This window comes from Streptosporangium sp. NPDC002607, from assembly GCF_053592655.1.
The window spans coordinates 47,555-59,841 of sequence record NZ_JBSFWD010000033.1 but is presented as its reverse complement, the minus strand read 5'-3'; the positions used below and the strand labels follow the sequence as shown (position 1 = coordinate 59,841).

Here is a 12,287-nt window from a genome sequence, read left to right as displayed (position 1 = left end):
GTCTCCCCGTCCCAGGTTCGTCACCTGCCGATAAGCCCCTGCAGGCGGGCGAGTTTCAGCCCGAGGTGCAGGTCGAGCCGTACGCCGCCGCTTTTCAGGGATAGCCCGGTGATCTCCTCGATGCGCCCCAGCCGGTAGTACAGCGACGTGCGATGCACCTGCAGCCGCGCCACCGTGTGCCGCGAGTCGCAGCCCTCGTCCAGCCAGGTCTCCAGGGTCTCGGCCAGCGTGCCCTCGTGGTCGGACTCCATGAGGGTGCGCAGCCCGTCGGGGATGGCGTCCTCCGGCAGGTCGGAGAGCGGCAGCTGCACGAGCAGCCGGTAGACGCCGAGGTCATCCCACGCGGTCACCGTGCCGAAGCCGGTCACCTTCTGCGTGACGTCGAGCGCCTCGCGCGCCCGCCGCGCGCTCACCGAGGCGCGCGTGGGCCCGTCCACGACGGGACCGATGCCCACCCGCACCTGGACGCTGTCACCGAGCTGCTTGACCAGCTCGTCCTGCACCTGCTCGGCCACCTCTCGCAGGTCGGCCGCCCCAGGCGGACGTCGCCCGGCCAGGAGCAGCACACCACGGCCGCCGGCACGTGCCATCGACAGGCTCACCAGCGGCGTGGCCCGTCGCCCCGCCCGGCGCAGCACAGCGTGCAACGTAGTGCGCAGGTCCTCCTGCTCGGTCGAGCTCGCCTGCACCACGAGGACCGCGACCGAGCAGGCAGGGGGCAGCATCTCCTCGTCGGCCAGCAGGTCTGCGGCTGCGGAGCTGACCGCGGGGTCGTCGGAGATGAGGTCCCGCAACAGCTCGCGCTCGCGGCTGTCCCGCAGGTCGTCGACGAGGCGCTCGCGGAAGAGCAGCTGGCCCGCGTCCGCCGCGGCCTTCGCCGCTGCCTGCACCTCGTCCGCGGGTAGCCCCTCCTCGGGCTCGATGATCCAGAGGTAGCCGAACAGGAGCCCCTGGCAGCGGACAGGAAAGCAGATCCGGGGCAGCAGTTCGATCTCAGGCCGCCCGGCCACGCGCACCGGCCCCTCGGCCGTGGCGATGCCCTGGGCGACGGCGTGTGCCACGACCTCGTCCGGGGCGCGCATCTTCATGATGCTCGAGATCCGGTGCCGGTCGATGTGGTCGTCGTGGGCGGTGTGACAAATCAGGTTCATCTGAGGGTCGTCGATCGCCACCGCCAGGCTGATCCGGTCCGCGAGCGCCTGCGCGACCCGCTGCAGCTCGTCCACCTCGCACCACCACTCCTGCGTACGCTGATTTTGCCATCCTCGCTCGCGAAGGGGACGAGCGAGCGCGTCGATACGTCGCCGGTCAGGGGCTCGGCAGAAGGCGAGCCGAGCGGCACGGAAGATGATCGTCATGGCAGGACGGTAAGTGGCGTGCGCCACGTCCGCCGGCCGACCGCGGATGGAAACCCGGGCCTGTCCGTTCACCCCTTGTCGAGGGCGGTGGATCAGCCCTCTTGCCGCCAATCATCGCACGCTGCGCCATAGCCGGACCTTCGGGTACGAAGGGTGTCAGCCGCGGGCCGGCATGTGCTTCTGGAACCAGTCCACGACGCGGGTGCAGAAGTCGATCAGAGCCGGGAATTGACGGACGCCGTGGCCTTCCTGCGGGTAGATCACGAGCTGGGACTCGACGCCGTGCTCGAGCAGCGCCTGGTGGAACTCCTGGGCCTGCGTCGGGGGAGTGCAACGGTCCAGGGCGCCGGCGATGTTCAGGCACGGGGTGCGCACCTTGCCGGCGTGGGTGACGGGGCTCCTGGAGTGGAACTTGTCGCCGGGGACTTCCGGGTTCCCGTTGAGGAACAGCACGTCGAAGTAGGGGATGTTGCTGGTGAAGTGCTGGCTGTACCAGTTCGTCACGGGTGAGAACGGTACGGCGGCAGCCCAGCGCTGGTCCTGGGTGACCAGCCACGAGGACATGTAGCCGCCGTACGACCCGCCGATGAGGCCGACCCTGGCCGGGTCCACGATCCCGCGCTCGACGAGAGCGTCGATCGCGGACGTGAAGTCGGCCGTGTCCTCGCCGCCCATGTCCCCGAAGACCAGCCGGGCGAAGTCCTGCCCGCGGCCGGAGCTGCCCCGCGGGTTGGGGCTGAGGACGGCGTATCCCTGGGCCACCAGCAGCGGGGTATAGGAGGAGGACATCGACCAGGTGTTCCGGTAGGCCCACACCGGGCCACCGTGGATGTTCACCACGAGCGGGAAGGGCCCGTCCCCGGCGGGGACGCATAGGATCCCCTCGATTCGCAGCCCGTCCGGTGCGGACCAGGCGACCGTCTCGGCCTTGCCCGCGACCGACAGCAGGTACTCGGTGCCCGGGTGTCCGATCCCCGCGAGCTCGACCCGGTCGTCACCCAGCACCACGACCCGTTGCGGCACCGAGTAGCCCTCCTCGACGAGCACCACGCGGCCGTCGGCGGACCAGGCCGCCTCCGGGTAGTCCGTGCCGCAGCTGGTGTCCGTGCTCGACCACAGCTCGGTGATCTTCCCGGTCACCGCGTCGTACACCGCGGCGACGGTCTCCAGGCCGCGGATCCCCAGGATTCCCAGGCGATCCGCGTCGATCCACTGGGTCGCGGTGACGTCCACCTCGCCGGTGTCGACCCGCTCGAAGGCAGCACCGGGAGCGCCCACCAGCAGGTCACCCGCGATGGCCCCGCGGTCGCTGCCCACCGCCTCGACCACCGCCAACCGTTCCCCGGAAGGCGAGGCCGCGGGCCAGCCGAGCTGCACCTCGGAGCGGGCCAGTTCGGTAACCGCCCTGTCGAGGCCCAGGCGGGAGAGCGCGGCCGTGTACCAGGCGGCCTCGCCCGGAGCAGGGCTGGTGACCGCGACGACCGCGTCGGGGCCGAGCCAGACCGCCTCCCAGATGTTGAGACCCTCCGGCGACAGCCTGGTGGTCGTACCTGCCGCGAGGTCGTGGATCCACAACGACCGCCACGACTCCTCCGTCACGCCGATCTCGACGCGCGGGTGCCAATCCGGCAGCTCCTCCTTCGGCTTGTACGTCGTGCCGCTCCCCTGATCACTGGCCAGATCGGCGCCGAGCCCCGCCACCCCGAGCAGCACCTTCGTGCCGTCCGGCGACCAGGAACAGTACTCCACCGTCCCGGGCACGGCCGGGGTCGCCTCCGCCTCACCCAGCTGACCGGTGCACAACAGGTACAGCTGGAACCGGCCTGCCTCCGTACGGTCCGACAGGAATGCCACCGTCGCCCCGTCCGGGGAGAAGCGCGGTTGCCGCGAGGAACCGGACGGCCCCGTCAGCGGCCGCAGGTCCGCACCGTCGACCAGGAAGCAGGCCTGGCGTGGAAGGCCGGCCAGCTCGTCGTACACGAGGCCGGTCACGGCGATCCGCGACCCGTCGGCGGAGCAGGACGGCTCCAGCAGCTTGTACGGCTGTCCCAACGCCGGCTCGTGCAACCGCCGGAAATACTCTTCGACCTGGCCCCAAGTGGCGCTGCCGCGCACGTCCCCACCGCTCATGGGCGGACCCTACGCGATGGGGCGGTCCATCTCCTATCGACTCAGGTCGGAAACCGGAGGGCTTGGACTCTACGGGTGTCGAGGCCAGAACTCCTTGGAGGGGCCGATCGCGACGAAACACTCGCAGTCAGGGTTGTCGCTGTAGATCCCCACGCGGTAGGCGCCGGCCCTGTCCAAGCGTCCGACACCGAAGTCGGTGGACCAGACGCCCACCGAGCCCGTCAAGCCCTGGACCGGGCGGCTCCACGAGGCGCCGTCCCGGATCCGATCATCGATCCGGCCGGAATCGTCAACCTGAACGTATGCCGACGAGACCGGCTCGGCGGAGTCCTCCACGAGTATTCACATGCCGCTTGAACTGCATGGATAGAGTTTTCGGCAGGCGCAGGGCTGTGATGATCCAGGCGCGTGAGTCGAAGTACACCCCGCTGCCGGTGTCGTGGGCGGCGAGGGTGGCGCGTAGCCGCGTGCGTCGTTCGTCTACCTGCTCCGCTTGGCGGCGGTGACCAGGCCTGATTCGTAGGCGACGATGACGAGCTGGGCGCGGTCGTGCACGTCCAGCTTCGACAGCAGCCTGCGTACGTGGGTTTTAACCGTGGAGATGCTGAGCCCCAAGTGCGCGGCGATCTGGGGGTTGGTCAGGCCGCGGGCGATGAGCGTCAGCACCTCGCGCTCGCGCCCGGTCACCGCTGCCAGCTCGCGCGCGATCAGGGGCTCGGCCGCCTCCTTGCGGGCGAACTCGGCGATGAGCCGGCGCGTGACCGTCGGCGCGAGCAGCGCCTCGCCGGAAGCGACCACCCGAATCGCGGCCAGCAGGTCGGCTGGCGGGATGTCTTTGAGCAGGAATCCGCTGGCCCCGGCGCGGAGCGCCTCGTAGACGTACTCGTCGAGGTCGAAGGTGGTCAGGATGATGACGTGGACCTGCGACAGAGCCGGGTCGGCGCGGATGTTGCGGGTCGCGGCCAGTCCGTCCATGTCGGGCATGCGGACGTCCATGAGCACGACGTCGGGCCTGGTGCGCGCGGCCAGTTCGACGACCTGGTCGCCGGTGCCCGCCTCGCCGACGGCGACCATGTCGTCGGCGGTGCCGACCAGCCTAGTGAGGGTGGCGCGCAGCAGCGGCTGGTCGTCGGCGACGGCGACCCTGATCACGGGGTGTCCTTCAGCGCGTAGGGGAGGCGGGCAAGGACGCGGAAGCCGCCGCCCGGGCCCGGGCCGGCGGTGAGCTGCCCGCCGTACATGAGGCAGCGTTCGTGCATGCCGAGCAGCCCGTGGCCGCCCCCGCCGCGCGGCGTGCCCCGGCCTTCGTCGGCCACCTCGACCTCCACCACCCCTGCCTTCGGTACGGTGACCCGCACCCGACAGCCGGTTCCCGCGTGCTTCACCACGTTGGTCAGCGCCTCCTGGACGATCCGGTAGACAGCCAGGCCGACCCCCTCGGGCAGATCCTCGGCCTCGACGCGCAGGTCCACCTCGACCCCCGCGTGCGCGGCCAGCGCGTGCAGGTCCTGCAGCCGGGGCGCGGGCGCCGTGCCCTGGGTGCTGGTCTGCGAGCGCAGCATGCCGAGCATCGCGCGCATCTCCAGCATCGCCTCCCTGCCGGTGGTCTCGATGAGCCGCAGCGCCTCGCGCGCCTCCTGGGGACGGGTCTCGGCGACGAGCCCGGCAACCCCCGCCTTCATCGTGATCAGGCTCATGCTGTGCGCGACGACGTCGTGCAGGTCTCTGGCGATCCGCAGCCGCTCCTCGACCACGGCCCGCTCCGCCGTACGCGCGGCAAGAAGATTCTTCTCGCGTACGGCCAGGCCTGCCGTCCAGGACAGGCCCATGAGGGCCAGGCCGAACCCAGCGCTGCCGAGCGCCTGCGTCCAGGACGGCCAGGCGGCGGCGAGCAGGGCGGCCGCCACGCAGACGAGGGACGCGGCCAGTCCGGTGACGGCCCGCCTGCGCGGCTTCTGCGCACCGACCGAGTAGAGCACGACGGCGACCGGCAGGTAGGCGGAGTCCACGCCCATAAGCAGCGCGGTGACGGCTGCGGCCAGCGACACCGCCAGCGAGGGCAGCGGCCACCCGCGCCGGGTCGCGACCGGCAGTGCGGCCAGGGCGGACAGCGCGGTCGCCGGTGGCAGGCCGGTCCTCAGCTGGGCCGCGGCGGCGAAGGCGGCGGCCAGCAGCAGCGCGGCCGCCACGTCCAGGGCCACCCAGTGGCCGTGGCGCAGCCTGTGCACCACCAGGGTCTCGTTCACCAGCCGACAGTATCCGCGCAGGTCACCGGCCGGGAAGTAACATCGTCCGCGAGGAGGAGCAGCGGTTTTCGCGTAGCGTCCTGGGTTGAGGCGAGATTCGTTCCGCGGCGCGATGCCGTACGCCTGCCCGGACGGCAGCGTGGAGAGCATGAAACGAACAACTCTCGTGATCGGCGTCGTCGCGCTCCTGGCGGTGGCCGCCGCCCCGGCAGTCGCGGTCACGGCCCCGGTGCGGTTCGAGCCGCCGTCCCCCACCGGCCCGCACAAGATCGGCACGGTCGCGCTGCACCTGGTCGACAAGTCCAGGACCGACCCGTGGGTGGCAGGGAACAAGCGCGAACTGATGATCAGCATCTGGTATCCGGCGCGCAAGACGGCGGGATACCCGGTCGCGCCGTGGATGCCGAAGGCGGCTGCCGACCGCTATCTGCGCGCGCTCGGCGTGCCGCCGGGCAAGCTGGTGCTGGGCGCGACGGACGGTCATCTGGGCGCCCCTGCCGACCGGCGGCTCGGGAAGCTGCCGGTGGTGCTGTACTCGCCGGGCGCCAACGCCTCGCGCTCCTACGGCACCGGGGTGGTCGAGGAGCTGGCCAGCCGCGGCTACGTGGTGGTGACTATGGACCACACCTACGACGCGGCCGTCGTGGAGTTCCCCGGCGGCCGGGTCGCCACCAACCCCAAGGGTGAGATCACCGACTTCGTCAAGGCGGCCAAGGTGCGCGCCGACGACACCAGGTTCGTGCTCGACCAACTGGCCGCGCACAAGCTCCCGGCGGGGTTGTCGGGGGTGCTGGACATGAAGCGGATCGGGATGTTCGGCCACTCCCTCGGCGGCGCCTCCACCTCCTCGGCCATGTACGCAGACAAGCGCATCAAGGCCGGGCTCGGGCTCGACGGCGCGGTGCTCGGTCCGGTCGCGGAGGCCGGGCTGGACCGGCCATACCTGGTGGTCGACACCCCGGGCAAGGGCGGGCTGGCCACCAACCCCGTCCTTCAGACGTTCTGGAAGAACCTGCGCGGCTGGCGGCTCAACCTCACCGTCAAGGGGGCGGCGCACAACTCCTTCGGCGACGACGCCCGGCTCATCAGGAAGGTCGCGCCTCTGATCGGGCTGCCAAAGGAGGAGCTGGCAGGATCCGTCGGGACGATCACGGAGAAGCGGGCGCTGGCCTTCCAGCGGGCCTACCCGCTGGCCTTCTTCGACCGGTTCCTGCGCGGGCGGAAGTCCCCGCTGCTGGACAGGCCGACGCCGCGCTTTCCCGAGGTGACCTACACCAGGTAGGTCACTCACAACCCGGAACGGGCCGCCCGAGTGACGCGGCCAGGGCGCTGGCGATGAGCTTCTTCCATTCAGCGAGATGCGGTGCTCGCGTGAGTGTACTCGAAGGCACCGAAGAAGCCGCCGTGGCCCCAGATGGTCCCCTCGCCGACCTTCTCCACGGCCATAGCGAGCAGGGTGTAGCCGGTGTCGGAGTAGTGGTAGACCTCGCCACGGGTGGGCGAGTGGGGGCGAAACTGCTCCTTGATAGCTGCTTTTGTACCGAGCTCCTCGACCTTCGTACCCTTCTGGGCTGACGGCAGGTTCGGTCGCGCGGCCGAGGCGGGCGGCCCGGCCGGAGGCGAGCCTGGAGACATGAAGCGAACCACCTTCCTCCTCGCCTGCCTCTTGGTGCTGGTCACCGCGTGCTCGGAGCGGCAGCCGGTCACGTTCGAGCTGCCCAAGCCGTCCGGACCCCACCCGGTGGGCACGACCGCGACGCGCCTGGAGGACACGGAGCGCGGGCGGGAGCTGATGATCAGCCTGTGGTACCCGGCCAAGACGACGGCCGGCCTTCCTGTGGCACCGTGGATGCCCAAGGCAGCAGCCGAGCACTATATGCGCGACCAGGGCATCACCGGGCTGCGCCTGGACCGCACCAGCGGATATGAGGGCGCGCCGATGGACACCGGGCTGGGCAAGCTGCCCGTGATCCTGTACTCGCCCGGCCTCGACGCCTCCCGCTCCTACGGGACCGGAGTCGCGCAGGAGCTGGCCAGCCGCGGCTTCGTCGTGGTCACGATCGACCATCCGTACGACGCGGCCGTCGTGGAGTTTCCCGGCGGCCGGGTGGTCGCCGGAAAGCAGCCCACCGACCTCGACCAGGCCGTCGTCGTCCGGGTGGCCGACGTGCGCTTCGTCCTCGACCAGCTCCCTTCGCTCGACAAGGCGGGCTCGTTCGACCTGGAGCGCATCGGGATGTTCGGCCACTCGCTCGGCGCCTGGACCACGGCGTCCGCCATGTTCGCCGACACGCGGATCAAGGCCGGGTTCGGGCTGGACGGCGCCAAACTCGGCAAGAGTGACGAGGGCCGGGGGGCTCTGGACCGCCCATTCGTCGTGGTGGACACTACTGGCAAGGGCGGCATGGACAAGAACCCCCTGGTCCGGCAGTTCTGGGACAAGCTGACCGGGTGGCGGCTGCACCTCACGATCAAGGGCGCTGGGCATAACTCCATGGGCGACGACGTGGTGCTGATCCGGCTGGCTGCCGCGCAGCTGGGGTTGGGGAAGGCGGAGCTGGAGGAGCTGGTGGGGACCATCCCGGTGGAACAGGCGCTCGCCTTCCAGAGGGAGTACCCGGCGGCCTTCTTCGACGAGCACCTCCGCAGCCACCCCTCCGCCCTGCTCAAGGCCCCTTCGGCGCAGTTCCCCGAGATCGGCTACCAGCGTTGATGCGAATTGCACGCCGCGTCATGGTCCGCCTCGGCGATGGCCCCTGTCGTTTGCAAGGGGTGTGGGGTGCGGAAACTCAGCCGCCGAGGTTGACCTGGGTGTGTGTGGCTCGAGCATGATGAGGTCTCGGGCATCCTGCTGACGGTGTTGTGGTCCTGCTGGGTCGCGGTGATCGGGCCAAAGCGATCGAGATCGTGGTGCTTCGCCATCAGGTCGCTGTGCTGTGCCGTCAGGTGAACCGTCCCGATCTCCAGCCTGGAGATCGGGACGTGCTCGCGGCCTTGTCGCGGCTGCTTCCCCGCTCGTCATGGGATGTTTTCTTCGTCACCCCGGCGACGTTGCTGAGCTGGCACCGTGCCCTGGTGACGCGCCGGTGGACCTACCCGTCCAAACGCCCGGGGCGTCCCTCTACCCGCACGGAGATCCGGGAGGCATTACAACCGGCACCGTCCTCATCGCTCACGAGACCGTCGGCCGCCTCAACCACCACATGCCCCCGCTACACCCACCGATCTCGATCAGGTCCGCCTGCAGCGCAGACAGGTACTTGACGGTCTGATCAACCAGTACCGGCGGGCCGCATAGACGAGGCGATGATCACAGGCCAGAGGCCACATCCGGGTTTTCGCACCCCACAGGGTGGGACTTGAACCCACGACCCACGGATTATGAGTCCGGCGGTCGCAGGGCGCGCAGTCGCGCCGCCTCGGTCGCGGTGACGTTCGGGTCCGCCAGGCGCGCCGTGACGACCTCGGCGGTGCGCGACGCCGGATCGGTACGGCATTCCCGCTGGAACGCCCGTAGCAGGGCACGCCTGCGAAGCCGGGCGGCGAACCCCGAGACGTCGCCGTTCCGCACCAGCACGAGGGTCTGGGCCACGTCCGCCGCGGGATCCCCGGCGGCGGCGTTGCACCAGTCGATGACACTCGGCCCGCGGTCGGTGAGGATGACGTTGGCCGGGTGGAGATCCAGGTGCAGCACCCGGTGGTCCGACTCGCCGGCGAACCGGCGCGGGAGCCAGTCGGGCGCGGTGACCGCGTGCAACGTGTCGTGCAGCTCGCCGAGCAGCCGGCCGTACACCGTCGTCCGCCAGGGCCGCCGCCGCAGGGCCTCCAGCATCGTCGGCCCGTGCAGCCGTTGGAGCACCAGATCGGTGTCGGTGACGTCGTGCACCCGCGGAACCGGGTATCCCTGAGCCGAGAGGTAGGTCATCAGGCGCGCCTCCTGGCGGGTCGGCCCATCCTGGCGGTACCGGCGCAGCACCCGATCATCGCCGAGCGCGTACACGTCCGCGGTCCTGCCCCTGGCGATCAGCTCCACGGCCGTTTCCCGTCATCACCGGATTCCCGGACGATGGAGTCGAGCAGGAGCCCGAGCGCGGTCTCGAACAGCTCGTCCGGATCGACCTTGGGGAGATGGTCGCGGATCGCGTGGATGTGGGGGTGGGAGTCGGGGTCGGCCGCGCGGTAGGCAAGGCTCGCCCCGGCGATCTCGGCCGCCTTGGTCTCGGGGGCGAGGCTGTGGAAGGCGGCCTCCCCGCCCGACCACAGAAGCGCGAAGTCGGCGACGACCCGGTAGAGCATCGCCGCCCGGGTGCCGTCGAAACCGGCGCCGATCAGTGCGCCGATCATGGTGTCCGCCGCGCGCATCTCCGCGGTTCCCCTGGTCGTGCGCGGCCCGGACAGGGCCGCGGCCGCAGGGTGGGCGAGGTAGGTCGCGCGGATCCTGCGGCAGAGCTCGGCGAGGGTGTCCGCCCAGTACGGGGCCGCGGTGAAACCCTCGAACGCCTCCTGCAGCAGCCGGTCGGCGACGGCGAGCAGCAGGTCGTCACGGCCACTGAAGTGCCGGTAGACGGCGGTCTGGTCGGCGCCGAGCGCCCTGCCCAGCCGGGGCATGCTGAAGGCGGCCGCCCCGTCCTCGTCGAGCAGGCGCAGCGCCGTGCTCACGATGAGGTCGGGGGTGAGTGCCCCGCGGGGCAGGCGGGGACGTCGCTGAGGATTGCTCACCGGGTCATCATCTCAGGTCGCCTCCGCGTCCGGCTGGAATTCAAAGCCATGGACAAAACTATAGTCCAAGGCATTGACATTGCTGTGCCCTGGGTGTTTGCTCAGGGGTCATGAACGAGAAGCCGGCGGACCTGGTTCTCATCGACGGCCCGGTTTTCACCGCCGATGCCGCCAGGTCGTGGACCGACGCGGTCGCCGTACGCCAGGGACGGATCGTGGCGCTGGGAGCGCCGGCCGTCAGGGAGCTGATCGGCCGCACCACCGAGGTGGTCGACCTGGCGGGCACCCTGACGATCCCCGGATTCGTGGACGCCCACGCGCACCCGGTCTTCGGGGGCCTGGGACGTGCCAGGTGCGACCTGCTCGCGGGAGAGGGGAACCTGGCCGCCCCGGCTTCGGCGGGCGCGGCCGAAACGCTGGCCCGTGTCGCCGCCTACGCCGCCGCGCACCCCGGCCGCCCCTGGGTCGTCGGCGGAGGCTGGTCGATGGACCACTTCCCCGGCGGCACGCCGCGCAGGGAGGACCTGGACCGCGTCGTGCCCGACCGGCCGGTGTTCCTGCTCAACCGCGACGGGCACGGCGCGTGGGTCAACAGCAGGGCACTGGAGCTGGCCGGTGTCGACCGGCACACCTCCGACCCGCCGGACGGCCGGATCGAGCGTGACCCCGACGGCACCCCGACCGGGACGCTGCACGAGAACGCGGCCGAGCTGGTCTCCCGGCTGCTGCCCGCCGTCTCGCCCGAGGAGTACGCGCAGGCGCTCATGGAAGGCCAGCGCCACCTGCACTCCCTCGGCGTCACCGGCTGGCAGGATGCCCTGGTCGGAGACTACCTGAGCTACCCCGACGCGCTGGAGACCTATCGCGCGGCCGCGGCCGACGGGCGGCTGACGGCCCGGGTGGTGGGTGCGCTGTGGTGGGACAGGGACGCGGGCGTGGCACAGCTCGACGACCTGGTCAGGCGCCGGGCCACGAGCACGGTCGGCCGGTTCGCCGCCACCTCGGTGAAGATCATGCAGGACGGCGTGTGCGAGAACTTCACCGCCGCGTTGCTGGAGCCGTACCGGTCGCCGGGCGGGGCAGGGGAGAGGCGGGGGCACAGCTACCTTGACCCGGGGGCGCTGGGCGAGGCGGTACGCCTGCTGGACGCCGAGGGCTTCCAGATCCACTTCCACACGATCGGCGACCGCGCGGTGCGTGAGGCCCTCGACGCGATCGAGGGCGCACGGGGCAGGACCGCCGATCCGGAGCCGTCGCGTGGGCGTGGCCACCGGGGGGACAACCGTCACCACCTGGCCCATCTGCAACTGGTCCACCCCGATGACGTGCCACGCCTGCGGCGGCTGCGGGTCGCGGCCAACATGCAGGCGCTCTGGGCGGTTCGCGACGAGCAGATGGCCGAACTGACGATCCCGTTCCTGGGCGAGGAGCGGTCACGGCGGCAGTACGCCTTCGGCGCGCTGCGGGAGGCGGGGGTCACGATGGTGGCGGGCAGCGACTGGCCCGTCTCCAGCGCCAACCCTCTGTGGGGGATACACGGCGCGGTCAACCGGCTCATCCCCGGCGACCGCGAGGGCGAGCCCTTCCTGCCCGAGCAGCGGCTGGCGCTGGCCGACGCGCTGAGCGCCTACACCGCGGGGGGAGCGTGGATCAACCACCTCGACCACCTCACCGGCACGATCGCCGTCGGAAAGTACGCGGACCTGGCCGTGCTGGACCGCGACCCGTTCGAGGAACCGGCCCACGAGGTCGCGGACGCGCGGGTGGACCTCACCTTCGTCGAGGGCGTCCTGGTTCACGAGCGGACCTCCCGATGACCACGACCGGGGCCGGG

At 70.9% G+C, this 12,287-nt stretch carries 11 protein-coding genes; 3 read left to right on the top strand and 8 right to left on the bottom strand.

All coding sequences use genetic code 11. The features are described 5' to 3' along the window. Positions 1-20: 20 nt before the first annotated feature. From ACWD3H_RS31175 to ACWD3H_RS31155, 5 genes are all read right to left on the bottom strand, one after another. A complete protein-coding gene (locus ACWD3H_RS31175; RefSeq protein WP_451957530.1) occupies positions 21-1,358 on the bottom strand; it encodes a PucR family transcriptional regulator in 1,338 nt (445 codons plus the stop codon). Between the two features lie 156 nt (positions 1,359-1,514). Continuing rightward, the gene (locus tag ACWD3H_RS31170) at positions 1,515-3,488 is read right to left on the bottom strand and encodes a S9 family peptidase (protein ID WP_451957529.1); all 1,974 of its coding nucleotides are present in this window, start codon (positions 3,486-3,488) and stop codon (positions 1,515-1,517) included. A gap of 69 nt (positions 3,489-3,557) precedes the next feature. Beyond that, complete coding sequence (locus ACWD3H_RS31165) at positions 3,558-3,824, bottom strand: hypothetical protein (RefSeq protein ID WP_451957528.1); 267 nt, start codon at positions 3,822-3,824, stop codon at positions 3,558-3,560. 144 nt (positions 3,825-3,968) lie between these two features. Further along, positions 3,969-4,640 (bottom strand): response regulator, encoded by a 672-nt coding sequence (locus ACWD3H_RS31160; protein WP_451957527.1) that lies wholly within the window; start codon positions 4,638-4,640, stop codon positions 3,969-3,971. Further along, positions 4,637-5,734 carry a sensor histidine kinase gene (locus ACWD3H_RS31155; protein ID WP_451957526.1) on the bottom strand — a complete coding sequence of 366 codons (1,098 nt, stop codon included), beginning with the start codon at positions 5,732-5,734 and terminating at the stop codon, positions 4,637-4,639. The genes ACWD3H_RS31160 and ACWD3H_RS31155 overlap by 4 nt, the downstream gene beginning before the upstream one ends. 148 nt (positions 5,735-5,882) lie before the next feature. Here ACWD3H_RS31155 and ACWD3H_RS31150 point away from each other — a divergent pair, with 148 nt between their 5' ends. Continuing rightward, positions 5,883-7,016 (top strand): alpha/beta hydrolase family protein, encoded by a 1,134-nt coding sequence (locus tag ACWD3H_RS31150; protein ID WP_451957525.1) that lies wholly within the window; start codon positions 5,883-5,885, stop codon positions 7,014-7,016. A 68-nt stretch (positions 7,017-7,084) separates the two neighbouring features. Here the strand turns inward: ACWD3H_RS31150 and ACWD3H_RS31145 are convergent, their stop codons facing one another. Then, the gene (locus ACWD3H_RS31145; RefSeq protein WP_451957524.1) at positions 7,085-7,369 is read right to left on the bottom strand and encodes a hypothetical protein; all 285 of its coding nucleotides are present in this window, start codon (positions 7,367-7,369) and stop codon (positions 7,085-7,087) included. On the opposite strand from ACWD3H_RS31145, the gene ACWD3H_RS31140 reads away from it, so the two are divergent. Continuing rightward, positions 7,368-8,447 (top strand): alpha/beta hydrolase family protein, encoded by a 1,080-nt coding sequence (locus tag ACWD3H_RS31140; RefSeq protein ID WP_451957523.1) that lies wholly within the window; start codon positions 7,368-7,370, stop codon positions 8,445-8,447. The two genes, ACWD3H_RS31145 and ACWD3H_RS31140, sit on opposite strands and share 2 nt — an antisense overlap. 666 nt (positions 8,448-9,113) lie before the next feature. On the opposite strand, the gene ACWD3H_RS31135 is transcribed toward ACWD3H_RS31140, so the two are convergent. Together ACWD3H_RS31135 and ACWD3H_RS31130 are read right to left on the bottom strand one after the other, a co-directional pair. Further along, on the bottom strand, positions 9,114-9,767 hold the full coding sequence (locus ACWD3H_RS31135; RefSeq protein ID WP_451957522.1) for a phosphotransferase: 654 nt from the start codon (positions 9,765-9,767) through the stop codon (positions 9,114-9,116). Beyond that, complete coding sequence (locus ACWD3H_RS31130; RefSeq protein ID WP_451957521.1) at positions 9,758-10,453, bottom strand: TetR/AcrR family transcriptional regulator; 696 nt, start codon at positions 10,451-10,453, stop codon at positions 9,758-9,760. Before ACWD3H_RS31130 ends, ACWD3H_RS31135 begins: the two co-directional genes overlap by 10 nt. 110 nt (positions 10,454-10,563) lie before the next feature. On the opposite strand from ACWD3H_RS31130, the gene ACWD3H_RS31125 reads away from it, so the two are divergent. Next, positions 10,564-12,270, top strand: coding sequence for an amidohydrolase (locus tag ACWD3H_RS31125; protein WP_451957520.1), 1,707 nt, complete (start codon positions 10,564-10,566; stop codon positions 12,268-12,270). The last annotated feature ends 17 nt before the right edge of the window (positions 12,271-12,287 follow it).

Coding starts and splice junctions, on each gene's coding strand:
- ACWD3H_RS31175 (WP_451957530.1), bottom strand. CDS start 1,358: ATGACGATCATCTTCCGTGCCGCTCGGCTCGCCTTCTGCCGAGCCCCT.
- ACWD3H_RS31170 (WP_451957529.1), bottom strand. CDS start 3,488: ATGAGCGGTGGGGACGTGCGCGGCAGCGCCACTTGGGGCCAGGTCGAA.
- ACWD3H_RS31150 (WP_451957525.1), top strand. CDS start 5,883: ATGAAACGAACAACTCTCGTGATCGGCGTCGTCGCGCTCCTGGCGGTG.
- ACWD3H_RS31140 (WP_451957523.1), top strand. CDS start 7,368: ATGAAGCGAACCACCTTCCTCCTCGCCTGCCTCTTGGTGCTGGTCACC.
- ACWD3H_RS31145 (WP_451957524.1), bottom strand. CDS start 7,369: ATGTCTCCAGGCTCGCCTCCGGCCGGGCCGCCCGCCTCGGCCGCGCGA.
- ACWD3H_RS31125 (WP_451957520.1), top strand. CDS start 10,564: ATGAACGAGAAGCCGGCGGACCTGGTTCTCATCGACGGCCCGGTTTTC.